General features: G+C 58.4%; 13 protein-coding genes. 6 read left to right on the top strand and 7 right to left on the bottom strand.

Annotation, left to right across the window (positions count from 1 at the left end):
- The first annotated feature begins 1 nt into the window (after nucleotide 1).
- The 6 genes from ACM110_RS24055 to ACM110_RS24030 all read left to right on the top strand — a co-directional run bounded on the left by ACM110_RS24055 (nucleotide 2) and on the right by ACM110_RS24030 (nucleotide 5,392).
- Entirely contained in the window at nucleotides 2-934 is a 933-nt protein-coding gene (locus ACM110_RS24055; protein ID WP_416129732.1) for an ABC transporter substrate-binding protein, read from the top strand.
- Nucleotides 931-2,832: an ATP-binding protein gene (locus ACM110_RS24050; RefSeq protein WP_416129731.1), complete on the top strand. Its 1,902-nt coding sequence runs from the start codon at nucleotides 931-933 to the stop codon at nucleotides 2,830-2,832. The genes ACM110_RS24055 and ACM110_RS24050 overlap by 4 nt, the downstream gene beginning before the upstream one ends.
- A gap of 247 nt (nucleotides 2,833-3,079) precedes the next feature.
- Entirely contained in the window at nucleotides 3,080-3,595 is a 516-nt protein-coding gene (fabA, locus tag ACM110_RS24045; protein WP_003227150.1) for a 3-hydroxyacyl-[acyl-carrier-protein] dehydratase FabA, read from the top strand.
- An 11-nt stretch (nucleotides 3,596-3,606) separates the two neighbouring features.
- Nucleotides 3,607-4,827, top strand: coding sequence for a beta-ketoacyl-ACP synthase I (gene fabB / locus ACM110_RS24040; protein ID WP_338582471.1), 1,221 nt, complete (start codon nucleotides 3,607-3,609; stop codon nucleotides 4,825-4,827).
- Nucleotides 4,828-4,848: 21 nt separating this feature from the next.
- Nucleotides 4,849-5,133: a hypothetical protein gene (locus ACM110_RS24035; RefSeq protein ID WP_416129730.1), complete on the top strand. Its 285-nt coding sequence runs from the start codon at nucleotides 4,849-4,851 to the stop codon at nucleotides 5,131-5,133.
- A gap of 70 nt (nucleotides 5,134-5,203) precedes the next feature.
- Complete coding sequence (locus ACM110_RS24030) at nucleotides 5,204-5,392, top strand: hypothetical protein (RefSeq protein WP_150704355.1); 189 nt, start codon at nucleotides 5,204-5,206, stop codon at nucleotides 5,390-5,392.
- 53 nt (nucleotides 5,393-5,445) lie between these two features.
- On the opposite strand, the gene ACM110_RS24025 is transcribed toward ACM110_RS24030, so the two are convergent.
- The 7 genes from ACM110_RS24025 to ACM110_RS23995 form a co-directional block, all read right to left on the bottom strand.
- On the bottom strand, nucleotides 5,446-6,393 hold the full coding sequence (locus ACM110_RS24025) for a hypothetical protein (protein ID WP_416129729.1): 948 nt from the start codon (nucleotides 6,391-6,393) through the stop codon (nucleotides 5,446-5,448).
- 181 nt (nucleotides 6,394-6,574) lie between these two features.
- Complete coding sequence (locus tag ACM110_RS24020) at nucleotides 6,575-7,117, bottom strand: DUF2058 domain-containing protein (RefSeq protein WP_416129728.1); 543 nt, start codon at nucleotides 7,115-7,117, stop codon at nucleotides 6,575-6,577.
- A gap of 28 nt (nucleotides 7,118-7,145) precedes the next feature.
- Entirely contained in the window at nucleotides 7,146-7,979 is an 834-nt protein-coding gene (mazG, locus tag ACM110_RS24015; RefSeq protein ID WP_416129810.1) for a nucleoside triphosphate pyrophosphohydrolase, read from the bottom strand.
- Between the two features lie 130 nt (nucleotides 7,980-8,109).
- On the bottom strand, nucleotides 8,110-10,353 hold the full coding sequence (gene relA / locus ACM110_RS24010; RefSeq protein WP_338582476.1) for a GTP diphosphokinase: 2,244 nt from the start codon (nucleotides 10,351-10,353) through the stop codon (nucleotides 8,110-8,112).
- A gap of 121 nt (nucleotides 10,354-10,474) precedes the next feature.
- Nucleotides 10,475-11,827, bottom strand: a complete 1,353-nt coding sequence (gene rlmD / locus ACM110_RS24005) for a 23S rRNA (uracil(1939)-C(5))-methyltransferase RlmD (protein ID WP_416129727.1) — start codon at nucleotides 11,825-11,827, stop codon at nucleotides 10,475-10,477.
- Nucleotides 11,827-12,729, bottom strand: a complete 903-nt coding sequence (gene cysM / locus ACM110_RS24000) for a cysteine synthase CysM (protein WP_416129726.1) — start codon at nucleotides 12,727-12,729, stop codon at nucleotides 11,827-11,829. The genes rlmD and cysM overlap by 1 nt, the downstream gene beginning before the upstream one ends.
- Before the next feature lie 108 nt (nucleotides 12,730-12,837).
- Nucleotides 12,838-13,536, bottom strand: coding sequence for a DUF1016 N-terminal domain-containing protein (locus ACM110_RS23995; protein WP_416129725.1), 699 nt, complete (start codon nucleotides 13,534-13,536; stop codon nucleotides 12,838-12,840).
- Between the last annotated feature and the right edge of the window lie 79 nt (nucleotides 13,537-13,615).

Below are 13,615 nucleotides of genomic sequence, written 5' to 3'. Positions count from 1 at the left end.
GATGGCGCATTGTCCGCCACGCAAGTCGCCAGGTGTGGGGCACCTGTTGGCCATGCTGTGCCTGGTGATCGCTGGCTGGCTGAGCAGCCTGTCGGCCAACGCCGCGGACATTCTGTTGACCGGCACCGAGGACAGCCCCGGCGTGCAATCTTTCATTCAGGCCCTGCGTGAATTGCGCCCTGGCGATCAGGTGCGCTTCCAGCCGCTGGCCGATCTGCCGGCACCAGAAAAACTGGGCGACGACACGCGTTTGATTCTGCTCGACCTGCCGAGCCTCGACTGGCGCCTGCAAGACTCGGAAGGCCCGGCGACGCTGGTGATGCGCATCAGCCGCCTGCAAGCGCGCCAACACTTGGGTGACCGCCTGCCGCCGTACCTCAGCCTGCTCTGGAGCGATCCACCGCTGGACCGCCAATTGCGCCTGACCCGGCTGCTGTTGCCCCAGGTCAAACGGGTCGGCGTGCTGTATGACGATCACAGCGAGTTTCTGTTGAAGGAACTGCGTCGGGCCGCTTACACCCTTGGGCTTGAGGTGGTCACCGAACGCTGGGACAACACCCACGACAGTCGTCCATTGCAAACTTTGCTGAACAACAGTGATGTGCTGCTCGGCCTCGATGACCCCGATCTGTTCAACCAGAAAACCGCAAAAAACCTTCTGCTCAGCAGTTATTCGCGACAACTGGCGCTGATCGGCCCCAACGCAGGGTTCGTCAGGGCCGGAAGCCTTGCCAGCACTTACACCGATCAGGGTGACTGGCTGGTGATACTCGATCAATTGCTCGATCAGCCACCCGCGACGTGGCCGCGCACGCTCTACCCGCTTCGCTTCAAAGTCTCAAGCAACCCGCAGGTGGCTCGTTCATTAGGTATGGAACAGATAAACGAAGCGTCTGTCGCAACACTGTTGGCCGAAAGAGAACGCCGCCCATGACCTTCCGTCGCCGTTGGGACATCAACACCCGAACCCAGCTCATCAGCCTCGGCCCTGCCCTGTTGCTGACCTTGTTGTTGATCAGTTTCTTTACCTTCGTGCGGATCCAGGACCTGCGCCAGGAACTCAATCACACCGGCCAACTCATCGCTAATCAGCTGGCCCCGGCCACGGAATACGGGGTGATTTCCGGCAACAACGAGGTGCTGGAGAGCCTGCTCAAGGCCACGCTGGCCACGCCCAACGTGCGTTTCCTGGAAGTGCAGGACAGCGCCAACCGGATTCTGGTGTATGTCGAGCAACCGTCGGCCGACCACACCCGCCCGCATCAGGTCGAAGTGTTCCAGGCACCGGTGCGTCTGCAACGGGTGCCGCTGCACAATGATTTTTTCCAGAACACCAAAGTCGCCAGCAATGCGCCCGCCGAAGATTATCTGGGTCGGGTGATCGTCGGTCTGTCCAACGATGCATTCAGTCAACGCCAGCAGGAGATCCTGCTCAAGGCTGCGATTCTGGCGCTGTTCGCCTTGCTGTTTACCTTCGTGCTCGCTCGCCGCTTGGCGGGGAGCCTGTCGCAACCGATCCGCGACATCGGCAACGCGGTCAAGGCGATCCAGGACGGTGACTACAAGACGCCTCTGCCCATCGTCGACGACGCCGAACTGGGCGCCCTGTCGCAACACATCAACAACCTTGCCAGCGGGCTCGAACAGGCCAGCCGTGAACAGCATCAAGCCATGGCGCAACTGATCCAGACGCGCGAGGAAGCGGAAAAGGCCAACAACGCCAAGTCCGATTTCCTCGCGATGATGAGCCATGAACTGCGCACGCCGATGAATGGCGTGCTGGGCATGCTGCAGTTGCTGGAAACCACGCAGATGACTGACGAACAGGTCGAATACGCGGCGCTGGCTTCGGAGTCCACCGAACACCTGCTCAAGGTCATCAACGACATTCTGGATTTCTCGCGCATCGAACGCTCGGAACTGGAGCTGGAACACATTCCGTTCAACCTCGCCGACCTGATCGGCAGCTGCGCCCAGGCGTTCCAGCACAGCGCCGCACAACGCGGGCTCGATCTGCAATTGCAGGTTCCAGAGGACATGCGGGCGCTTCAGGTTCAGGGCGATCCGACGCGAATCCGGCAGATTCTGGTCAACCTGATCGGCAACGCGCTGAAGTTCACCGAGCAGGGTCGCGTGTCCATCGAACCGCAGTGGCAGTCCCTGGATCACGAACTGCTGTGGTTCACCTGCACGGTGCGCGACAGCGGGATCGGCATCGCGGCCGAGAGCCTGGAATTGATGTTCAACGCGTTTCAGCAGGCCGACAGTTCTATTTCAAGACGTTACGGCGGCACCGGGCTGGGCCTGCCGATTGCGCGCACGCTCGCCGAACGCATGGGCGGCACCTTGCGCGCCCAGAGCGAAGAAGGTCGCGGCTCGGTGTTCACCCTGGAAATCCCGCTGGCGTTGTATCAACAGCCTTTGCCGGTACTGGCACCGCGGGCGCCCACAGGCAAAGGCGACGGTGAAGGGCGCAATGTGTTGCTGGTTGAGGACAATCCAGTCAACCAGACAGTCATCGAAGCCATGTTGCGCAGTCTGGGCTTCACGGTCAGTGTCGCCGCCGATGGCGCGCAGGCGGTGCGCAGTGCCGAGAGCCTGATTTTCGAAGCGATCCTGATGGACTGCCGGTTGCCCATCCTCGACGGCTATGAAGCCACCCGACAGATTCGCCAACTGCCCGGTTGCACCGACTTGCCGATCATCGCCCTGACCGCCAATGCCTTGCAGGGCGATCGAGAAGCCTGTTTGTCGGCGGGGATGAACGATTATCTGGCCAAGCCCTTCAAACGTACTGATCTTCAGCAAATTCTGCAGCGCTGGGTGCAGTAGTACAGGCCTTTCGAGCATCTGCGACTGGCGTGAAAGGCGAAAGTGCGGCAGTCTTAGGCACCCGAACAGGCCCGAAAAGGGGCTTGAATAAAAATTTCAGTGCACAAGTGTACATTCATGTCCTTGGTGCTGTGACTTTCACCACAACGCAATAGTCTATGAGTAGGCTGCCGGTTCGAGGCATGAACGCTTCGATCGGCCGGGAAGATTTGCCCCACCTGCCGCATGGGACTATTGAGGAGCTCGCATGACCAAACAAAACGCCTTTACCCGGGAAGACCTGCTGCGCTGCAGTCGCGGTGAGCTGTTCGGCCCAGGTAACGCGCAACTGCCCGCCCCGAACATGCTGATGGTTGATCGCATCACCCTGATCAGCGAAGAAGGTGGCAAGTACGGCAAAGGTGAATTGGTCGCCGAGCTGGATATCAATCCGGACCTCTGGTTCTTCGCCTGCCACTTCGAAGGCGATCCGGTGATGCCGGGCTGCCTGGGCCTCGACGCCATGTGGCAACTGGTCGGATTCTTCCTCGGCTGGCAAGGCCTGCCGGGCCGCGGTCGCGCCCTGGGTTCGGGCGAAGTGAAATTCTTCGGCCAGGTCCTGCCGACCGCCAAGAAAGTCACCTATAACATTCATATCAAGCGCGTCCTCAAGGGCAAGCTGAACCTGGCCATCGCCGACGGTTCGGTCACTGTCGACGGTCGCGAAATCTACACCGCCGAAGGCCTCCGGGTCGGCGTGTTCACCTCCACTGACAACTTCTAAGGGTTATCCGCATGCGCCGCGTCGTTATCACTGGTCTGGGCATCGTTTCTTGCCTGGGCAATGACAAAGAGACCGTCTCCGCTAACCTGCGTGCAAGCCGCCCTGGCATCCGGTTCAATCCGGAATATGCCGAAATGGGTCTGCGTAGCCAGGTTTCCGGCTCCATCGACCTCAACCTTGAAGAGCTGATCGATCGCAAGATCTATCGCTTCGTCGGCCACGCGGCGGCTTACGCCTACCTGGCCATGAAAGACGCCATCACCGACTCCGGCCTGACCGAAGAGCAGGTGTCCAACCCGCGTACCGGCCTGATCGCCGGTTCCGGTGGCGCATCGACCCTGAACCAGATGGAAGCGCTGGACATCCTGCGCGAGAAAGGCGTCAAGCGCGTCGGCCCATACCGTGTAACGCGGACCATGAGCAGCACCGTTTCCGCTTGCCTGGCCACTCCGTTCAAGATCAAGGGCCTGAACTACTCCATCGCTTCTGCCTGCGCCACCAGTGCTCACTGCATCGGTACCGCCATGGAACAGATCCAGATGGGCAAGCAGGACATCGTGTTCGCCGGCGGCGGTGAAGAAGAGCACTGGAGCCAGTCGTTCCTGTTCGACGCCATGGGCGCCCTGTCCAGCAAACGTAACGACACGCCGGAACAAGCTTCCCGTGCCTACGATGCCGACCGTGACGGTTTCGTCATCGCTGGCGGTGGCGGCATGGTCGTGGTTGAAGAGCTGGAACACGCTCTGGCCCGTGGCGCGAAGATCTACGCGGAAATCGTTGGCTACGGCGCGACTTCCGACGGCTACGACATGGTTGCCCCGAGCGGCGAAGGCGCGATCCGCTGCATGCAGCAGGCGCTGTCCACCGTCGACACCCCGATCGACTACCTGAACACCCACGGCACTTCGACTCCGGTCGGCGACGTCGCGGAAATGAAAGGTGTGCGTGAAGTGTTCGGCGACAAGGCTCCGGCCATCAGCTCCACCAAGAGCCTGTCGGGTCACTCCCTGGGCGCCGCCGGCGTTCACGAAGCGATCTACTGCATGCTGATGATGGAAGGCAACTTCATTGCCGGCTCCGCCAACATCGACGAGCTGGACCCTGCAGTAGCCGATCTGCCGGTGCTGACCAAGACCCGCGAAAACGCCACCATCAACACCGTGATGAGCAACAGCTTCGGTTTCGGCGGCACCAACGCCACGCTGGTGCTGAAGCGCTGGGAAGGCAAGTAATTCCCCGCTGCTGAGCCGCACATGAAAACGCCCCGACTGGTTCGGGGCGTTTTTTTTGCCTTTAGAAAAAACCTCAAGACATACACAAATCCTGTAGGAGCTGCCGAAGGCTACGATCTTTTGACTTCAAGGCAGATCAAAAAATCGCAGCCTTCGGCAGCTCCTACAGGGGCATTTGCCGTTTCTGAAAATGAAGCATTTGTCATGAAACTCAACGGCCTGCGACTGAATGTCGCGTATTTCAAGGCCTGCGGGATTTTCTCCGATTCTGCAACAGTCCCTTTCCAAACTCAGTCGTTTACTTAGCAAGCTACCAAACCCTATAACAGAGTCCTGCACACGCCTTGCTGCAGATAACAGAGATTGGAGCTAGCAGATGACTGTAAAAGTGACTGAACGCGACGATTCACACAAATCCCACGAAGGCGTAGCCGCCGGTATCCGCATCTGGGATGTGCATCAACAAGGTTTGCTGGTCGGGATGTTCCACAACGAGATCGACGCCCACAACTACAAGGCTGAACTGGAAACGCTGGAGCATAAGCGCGAACTCGCTACCGGTTGAACACAGAACCTGATAACGCTGCAGCCTGATGGGCTGCAGCGCACTCCCCCACTTCAGGCGATATGAATAGATGCTAAATGGATACTTTCATCGATCACCATTGAGGGGACAATGCTGACGATCTGCCCCGCTTCAAGTTTAACTACCTCACATTCTCCATCAGCCATACCGTCATTCCTGATCGCATACTGGATCGATGCCGGGTGACGTTTGGCATAATCGAAGCGCATACCGCAGGCGATCAGAAAGTCGATTTTGGCGTTTGTCAGTTCAATCTCCTCATCGCGCTCACCGTCCTTGAGCACGGCATAGTCGAGACAAAGGTTAATACCAAACGGGCAACCGGGAACAAGACTGTTCACAAACTTCCCTTCATAACCACCAAAATAACTGTGTTCGGCCTGCACGTTACTGACATCTTTCACTCTTACAACAACGTCACCGAAAAGACTAAAATACCAGTAACCATTTTCACTCCCTACATGCTTACCAAAATCGATACCTGATACAGAGCGCTTCGGCCACATCGACATAAGCGGAACATCCATTTCATATTCTTTATTGGTGATGGCAAGCAAATAGTTAATCACATCATAATAACTGTACTCACCCTCTCCAACCTTGATAAGGGTTGCGCAACTTCCTCCCAGCAAAACGATCTTGCCATAGAGTGCGACTGGCAGATCTTGCATCAACAACACCACTGACTCTGATATCTTTTCCAGATAGGCGGAGTTCAGCTCGTGCAGTTCCTCTTCACTTCGAATCAAGTGCCAGGGAATATTCCAGAAAAACTCCGGTAAGGTGAAGAAAAGACAATCGGCATCGTCATGATGCTCTCGAGCGGCCGTTGCTGCGGCTTTTATTTTCCAACGCAGCAAATCAACCCGCGCATCCAGTTCACTTGCCAGGTAATCGGTAATGGATTGATAGGAGGACCGCAGCATTGAAAACTGCGACTTGTAGGTGGGTTGACGCAAAGAAGCGATACTGACGAGCATGGGTTCATCCTTAAACATTCAAGTTCATTCCATTTATTTTCTCCAGACAGAAACACTCATATAACAGAGTTTATTTTTGGCAAAAGAAAACCCGAAGGATCGTATCGACACAATCTTTCGGGCTCAATGTATAAATGCAAAGTACTAGCAAACATTTAAGTCCGCTAGAACATTGAATCGATTACCACATCAGATCATCCGGAATCTGATAGGCCGCGTACGGGTCGTCCTCAACGCTGACCTCTTCAGTCTTGACGTTCATCTGCACGATGCGCTGCGGATCGCGCTCCTGGATTTTCAGCGCCGCTTCACGCGGGATCACTTCATAGCCACCGGCATGATGGACGATGGCCAGCGAACCATTGCTGAGCTTGTTGCGCATCAGCGCGTTGACCGAGAGGCGCTTGACCTTCTTGTCGTCGACGAAGTTGTAGTAGTCCTCGGTCGTCAGCTTCGGCAGGCGCGTGGCTTCGATCAATTGCTTGATCTGAGCGACACGGGCCTTGGCCTCGGCTTTTTCTTTCTGCTGGCGATTGAGCTCCTGATCGCGCTTGACCTTCTCGGCCATGGCTTCCTGAGCCGCACGCTGCTGGGAGTCATCGAGTTCGACCTGGCCTTTGTGAGCCAGGCGTTGCTGCTTCTGCTTGTCTTTGCTGACCTGCTTGGCCTGCTTCTGGTTGACCAGCCCTGCTTTGAGCAACTGGTCGCGAAGGGAAATGCTCATGGTGCTTATTACTCACTTAGGCAACTGCTCAACCGCAGCTGGGCAAATTCTTTTCCTGACGTTTGGCCTCGCCCCATAGGGCGTCCAACTCTTCGAGGGTGCAATCTTCCATGGGACGGTGGGTGTCGCGCAATGCCTGTTCGATAAAACGGAAGCGTCGTTCGAACTTGCTGTTGGCACCACGCAGCGCGGTTTCCGGATCAACCTTGAGATGGCGCGCCAGATTGACCACGGAAAACAGCAGGTCACCGATCTCGTCGGCTACGGCTTCGGGATCGTTTTCCGACATGGCTTCGAGGACTTCATCAAGCTCTTCACGGACTTTATCGAGCACCGGCAAAGCGTCCGGCCAGTCGAAACCGAACTGCCCTGCGCGTTTCTGCAACTTCGCCGAGCGTGACAGTGCCGGCAACGCGCCAGGCACATCATCGAGCAACGACAACTGTTCAGGCGCCGAGGATTTCTCCGCACGCTCTTCAGCCTTGATCTCTTCCCAGCGCTGCTTGACCTGGTCTTCATTCAGGCGCGGCACGTCCAGCGGCGCGTACAAGTCGCCGGTAGGAAATACGTGAGGATGACGACGGATCAGCTTGCGGGTGATGCTGTCGACCACGCCGGCAAATTCGAAGCGTCCTTCTTCCCGGGCCAGCTGACTGTAATAAACCACCTGGAACAGCAAATCGCCCAACTCACCCTGCAAGTGATCGAAGTCCCCGCGCTCGATGGCATCGGCGACTTCGTAAGCTTCTTCAAGGGTGTGCGGGACGATGGTGGCGTAGGTTTGCTTGATATCCCACGGGCAACCGAACTGCGGATCGCGCAGGCGGTTCATGAGGTGAAGCAGGTCTTCAAGGCTGTACATCATTTTTCTGTCTCACCACAAAACCCTGTGGGAGCTGGCTTGCCAGCGATGGCATCACCTCGATGCTCCAGAGAGACCGAGTTGTCTGCATCGCTGGCAAGCCAGCTCCCACATTCGATCGAAGTCATCCTCACGGCGTACGGTTACGCCGGGTTTCGATGATGTTCGGCAACTGCGAAATCCGCCCCAACAACCGTCCCAACGCGTCCAGCCCCGGAATCTCGATGGTCAGGGACATCAGCGCGGTGTTGTCCTCCTTGTTCGAGCGGGTATTGACCGCCAGCACGTTGATGCGCTCGTTGAGCAGCACTTGCGAGACATCACGCAGCAGACCGGAACGGTCGTAGGCGCGGATGACGATGTCCACCGGATAAGTGAGCACCGGCACCGGCCCCCAGCTGACCTGGATGATCCGCTCCGGCTCGCGCCCGCCCAGTTGCAGCACCGAGGCGCAGTCCTGGCGGTGAATGCTCACGCCGCGGCCCTGGGTGATGTAACCGACAATGGCATCCCCCGGCAACGGCTGGCAGCAGCCGGCCATCTGGGTCATCAGGTTGCCGACGCCCTGGATCTGGATATCGCCGCGCTTGCCCGGCTTGTAGCCGGTGGCCTTGCGCGGAATCAGCTCCAGCTGTTCGTTGCCGCGCTCCGGCTCGACCAGTTGCTGCGCCAGGTTGACCAGTTGCGCCAGGCGCAAATCGCCGGCACCGAGGGCGGCGAACAGGTCTTCGGCGGTTTTCATGTTGGCCTTGTCGGCCAGCTTGTCGAAATCCACCGCAGGCAGACCGAGGCGATTGAGCTCGCGCTCAAGCAGGGTTTTACCGGCCGCGACGTTCTGGTCACGGGCCTGCAACTTGAACCAGTGAACGATCTTCGCCCGCGCCCGCGAGGTGGTGACGTAACCCAGGTTCGGATTCAGCCAGTCGCGGCTCGGAGTGCCGTGCTTGCTGGTGATGATCTCGACCTGTTCACCGGTTTGCAGGCTGTAGTTGAGCGGCACGATGCGCCCGTTGATCTTGGCGCCGCGGCAGTTGTGACCGATCTCGGTGTGCACGCGGTAAGCGAAGTCCAGCGGCGTCGCGCCCTTCGGCAAGTCAATGGCGTGACCGTCCGGGGTGAAGATGTAGACGCGGTCAGGTTCGATATCGACCCGCAGCTGTTCCGCCAGACCGCCAATGTCGCCCAGTTCCTCATGCCACTCGAGCACCTGACGCAGCCAGGAGATTTTCTCTTCGTAGTGATTGGAGCCGGATTTGACGTCGGTGCCTTTGTACTTCCAGTGCGCGCAAACCCCCAGTTCTGCCTCTTCGTGCATGGCGTGGGTGCGGATCTGCACTTCCAGCACCTTGCCCTCGGGCCCGATTACCGCCGTGTGCAGCGAGCGGTAGCCGTTCTCTTTCGGGTTGGCGATGTAGTCGTCGAACTCTTTCGGGATGTGCCGCCACAGGGTGTGGACGATGCCGAGCGCGGTGTAGCAATCGCGCATTTCCGGCACCAGCACGCGAACGGCGCGCACGTCGTAGATCTGGCTGAACTCCAGACCCTTGCGCTGCATTTTGCGCCAGATCGAATAGATGTGTTTGGCCCGACCGCTGATGTCGGCATCGACGCCGGTGGCCTGCAATTCGTTTTTCAGCTGGCTCATCACGTCGCTGATGAAACGCTCGCGATCCAGTCGCCGCTCATGGAGCAACTTGGCGATCTGCTTGTACTGATCGGGCTCAAGGTAACGGAAGGACAAGTCCTCCAGTTCCCACTTGATATGACCGATACCCAGGCGATGGGCAAGCGGCGCGTAGATGTCGAAGACTTCACGGGCGACGCGGTTGCGCTTTTCGTCGTCGGCGGTTTTTACCGCACGGATCGCGCAGGTGCGCTCGGCCAGTTTGATCAGGGCGACGCGAACGTCGTCGACCATGGCCACCAGCATCTTGCGCAGGTTTTCAACCTGGCCCTGAGTGCCGAGCACCAGGGATTTACGAGGGCTCAAACTGTCGCTGATCGCCGCCATGCGCTGCACGCCGTCGATGAGCTTGGCCACTACAGGACCGAAACGCTGGCTGATCGCCGGAAGCTGGATCTGGCCTTCGCGCACGCCACGGTACAGGACCGCGGCGACCAGCGAATCCTGATCGAGTTTGAGGTCGGCGAGAATCTCGGCGATCTCAAGGCCGGTGCGGAAACTCGAGTTTCCTTCCGACCACAGATTCTTGGCCGCATTGGCCTGTTGCTCAGACTCGCGAGCGAACTCGCAGGCCTCCTTCAAGGCTTCGCGATCCAGTGCCAGATCGACACTGACCGCATGATCGAGCCAAGCCTCGAGATTGATACTGCCGTCGGTGTTGATCGGCTGGTGTGCTCTCACCTGTACCATCTTGCTTACCTTCCCTACGACGCAGATTCAATGCGTCAAATCGCTGACCTTCGTTGCCGGTGCGCCCACATCGGGCTGGTGCGCGGCTGCACGGGCGGGCCAGTCGGACCAGACGAGCATCCTAGCTCGCTTCAAATAACGCCATGGCCTCGACATGTGCCGTCTGAGGAAACATATCGAGAATCCCGGCACGTTTTAACCGGTAGCCCTGCTTGATCAATTCGACCGTATCGCGCGCCAGAGTTGCAGGGTTGCACGACACATACACCAACCGTTCGGCACCCAGGGTCTTGAGCTTGCGCACGACCTCGAAAGCACCGTCACGCGGTGGGTCCAAGAGTACCGCACAAAAGCCTTCGCGCGCCCATTCGGCGTCGGTCAAAGGCTGGGATAAATCGGCCTGAAAAAACTTCGCGTTATGCAGATTATTGCTAGCGGCGTTCGCGGCTGCCCGCTCGACCATCACCTGCACACCTTCCACCGCCACCACTTCGCGAACGGTCTGGGCCAGCGGCAAGGCAAAATTGCCCAGGCCGCAGAACAGATCGAGCACGCGCTCATCCGCGGTCGGTTTCAACCAGTCCAGCGCCTGGGCAACCATTGCTTCGTTGACCGCGGCGTTGACCTGCACGAAATCTCCAGGCCGGTAAGCCAGTTCCAGATTCCACTGTTCCAGACGATAGCCTAACGATTGATCGGCCTCGACCGGTTGCGGCTCGCCTTCACCATGTAGCCACAATTGGGCTTTGTGGAACGCGCAGAAATCCTTGAGGATCGTCAGGTCGGCTTCAGACAACGGCGTCATGTGTCGCAGCAAAACTGCCAGCGATGAACCACTGAACAGTTCCACATGCCCGAGCGCCTGAGGCTTGCTTAAGCGTCGGAGCATCTCCGGCAAACGGGTCATGATCGGTTGCAAGGGCTGTACCAGCACCGGGCACTCATTGATACCGACAATGTCCTGGCTACCAGCGGCACGGAAACCGACTTCAAGTTTCTTGGCCTTCATGTCCCAACGCACGGCGACGCGGGCACGGCGACGGTAGCCAAATTCCGGACCGCTCAAAGGCGCCGCCCATTCTTCGGGTTCGACGCCGGCGACCTTGGACAATTGCTCGGCGAGCATGCGCTGTTTCAGGGCGAGCTGTTCGTTATGAGGCAGATGCTGCACGCTGCAACCGCCGCAGCGGCCGGCATGGGCGCACGGTGCCGGGCGACGCAATTCGCTGGCCTTGAATACCCGTTCGGTACGCGCCTCGACCACTTTGCCGTGGGCACCGAGTACGCGCGCCTCGATCTCTTCTCCGGCCAAAGCACCGATGACGAACCAGGTGCGGCCTTCGAAAAACGCGATACCGCGACCGTCATTGGCAAGGCGCTCGATGATCAGGCGCTGCTTTTTGCCGGTCGGGATTTGCGGGGCCTTGCTGCCGCCGGTGGGCTGGAAGCGCAGGCCTCTCTCATGCTTGGCCATCAGTTGGGCGCGTCGAAAATGCCGGTCGACAGATAACGGTCGCCACGGTCGCAGATGATCGCGACGATCACCGAGTTTTCAACTTCTTTGGATAAACGCAGCATCGCTGCCACGGCACCACCCGAAGAGACGCCGCAGAAGATGCCTTCTTCGCGGGCCAGTCGACGAGTCACGTCTTCGGCTTCGCTTTGCGCCATGTCGACGATCCGGTCCACGCGATCGGCCTGGTAAATCTTCGGCAAGTATTCCTGGGGCCAGCGACGGATGCCCGGGATCGCCGAACCTTCCATCGGTTGCAGACCGATGATCTCGACGTTTTCGTTCTGCTCTTTCAAGTAGCGCGAAACGCCCATGATGGTACCGGTGGTGCCCATGGAGCTGACGAAGTGAGTGATGGAGCCCTCAGTCTGACGCCAGATTTCCGGGCCGGTGGTGGTGTAGTGCGCTTGCGGGTTGTCACCGTTGGCGAACTGATCCAGCACTTTGCCACGGCCTTCGGCTTCCATCTTCTGCGCGAGGTCGCGGGCGCCTTCCATGCCTTGCTCCTGGCTGACCAGAATCAGCTCGGCGCCATAGGCGGTCATGGCAGCCTTGCGTTCGGCACTGGAGTTGTCCGGCATGATCAGGATCATCTTGTAACCCTTGATCGCAGCGGCCATGGCCAACGCGATACCGGTATTACCCGAGGTCGCTTCGATCAGCGTATCGCCGGCGTGGATCTGCCCACGCAATTCGGCGCGGGTGATCATCGACAGCGCCGGACGGTCCTTGACCGAACCCGCCGGGTTGTTCCCTTCGAGCTTGAGCAAAAGGGTATTGCTGGTGGCGCCGGGCAGGCGCTGCAAACGAACCAGCGGAGTGTTGCCGACGCAATCGGCGATGGTTGGGTACTGCAAGGTCATGGCGTATTCGCAATCCAGACTGCGGGGGCGCCTATCATACCGGCAAACCTCGGAAGGCCATATCACGCAAAGTGTGGTGCTTATGGTTTATGGGAATAAGGCGCTGGATCAGTGTTCGTCTGCGTGCGCAACGTTCAGCGCATAGAACTCATGCAGCTTGGCTTGCAACAAGTATTTGTCGGGAAGCTGAACCTGATACTCGGCGATCAGCGCTGGCGACAGACTGCGGTTAAGGGCGTACTCGACAACCTCGTCATCCTTGCTGGCATAGGCGTCGCGGAATATCTCCAGCGCTGCTGGGTGAGTTTGTTTCAGAGCGGCCGAGACTTTTGCCGGCTGAGTCACGCTGCGCTCGAACAGCGCAGCTTTGAACTGGCGCTCCAGTTCACGCTTCGACCACTTCTCCTGAACCGCCATACGCAAGTAAAACTCCCGTTCTTCCGGGTGTTTACTCTGGCTGAAGATGACCAGGTTATGGGTCCAAGGTAATTGTCTCACCAGTGGTGAGACTTTCTCGTCGCTCCGGTAAGTTTCGTAAAACTGGCGCATGCGAAACAGATTAGGCCGGGCAAAACCGCGCAACCCCGGTTGAGTCTTAGCCAGATGCGCGGCCAACTGCCCGACTACGGCATCACCCCATTCAGCGTTTTCCAGCTTTCGACTGATGTGAGCGCCGACCTGCCAGTACAACTCGATCAGTTGGGTATTGACCGCTTGAATGGCCTTTTGTCTGGAACTGTGAATCAGCGCAAGGACTTCATCGAAACGGTGATCACTTGTGCTAACGGGAACGCTGGGTGCATTCATGCCCGACTCCTTGAGGATGAGTAAAAGCCAGAGCTTAAACGGTCAAGGAAGCCTCAAAATGCCGGTGATACCCTTTCGG

The organism is Pseudomonas sp. NFX98 (assembly GCF_047784845.1).
In the GTDB taxonomy this organism is placed as follows: Bacteria; Pseudomonadota; Gammaproteobacteria; order Pseudomonadales; family Pseudomonadaceae; genus Aquipseudomonas.
This window is presented reverse-complemented; position numbering and strand designations above follow the sequence as displayed.

What these genes read in the sequence shown, in the direction of transcription:
- rlmD (WP_416129727.1), bottom strand. Translation starts at nt 11,827, where the DNA reads ATGGCCAAGCATGAGAGAGGCCTGCGCTTCCAGCCCACCGGCGGCAGC.
- relA (WP_338582476.1), bottom strand. Translation starts at nt 10,353, where the DNA reads ATGGTACAGGTGAGAGCACACCAGCCGATCAACACCGACGGCAGTATC.
- fabB (WP_338582471.1), top strand. Translation starts at nt 3,607, where the DNA reads ATGCGCCGCGTCGTTATCACTGGTCTGGGCATCGTTTCTTGCCTGGGC.
- ACM110_RS24055 (WP_416129732.1), top strand. Translation starts at nt 2, where the DNA reads ATGGCGCATTGTCCGCCACGCAAGTCGCCAGGTGTGGGGCACCTGTTG.
- ACM110_RS24030 (WP_150704355.1), top strand. Translation starts at nt 5,204, where the DNA reads ATGACTGTAAAAGTGACTGAACGCGACGATTCACACAAATCCCACGAA.
- cysM (WP_416129726.1), bottom strand. Translation starts at nt 12,729, where the DNA reads ATGACCTTGCAGTACCCAACCATCGCCGATTGCGTCGGCAACACTCCG.
- ACM110_RS24035 (WP_416129730.1), top strand. Translation starts at nt 4,849, where the DNA reads ATGAAAACGCCCCGACTGGTTCGGGGCGTTTTTTTTGCCTTTAGAAAA.
- fabA (WP_003227150.1), top strand. Translation starts at nt 3,080, where the DNA reads ATGACCAAACAAAACGCCTTTACCCGGGAAGACCTGCTGCGCTGCAGT.
- ACM110_RS23995 (WP_416129725.1), bottom strand. Translation starts at nt 13,536, where the DNA reads ATGAATGCACCCAGCGTTCCCGTTAGCACAAGTGATCACCGTTTCGAT.
- ACM110_RS24020 (WP_416129728.1), bottom strand. Translation starts at nt 7,117, where the DNA reads ATGAGCATTTCCCTTCGCGACCAGTTGCTCAAAGCAGGGCTGGTCAAC.
- ACM110_RS24025 (WP_416129729.1), bottom strand. Translation starts at nt 6,393, where the DNA reads ATGCTCGTCAGTATCGCTTCTTTGCGTCAACCCACCTACAAGTCGCAG.
- ACM110_RS24050 (WP_416129731.1), top strand. Translation starts at nt 931, where the DNA reads ATGACCTTCCGTCGCCGTTGGGACATCAACACCCGAACCCAGCTCATC.
- mazG (WP_416129810.1), bottom strand. Translation starts at nt 7,979, where the DNA reads ATGTACAGCCTTGAAGACCTGCTTCACCTCATGAACCGCCTGCGCGAT.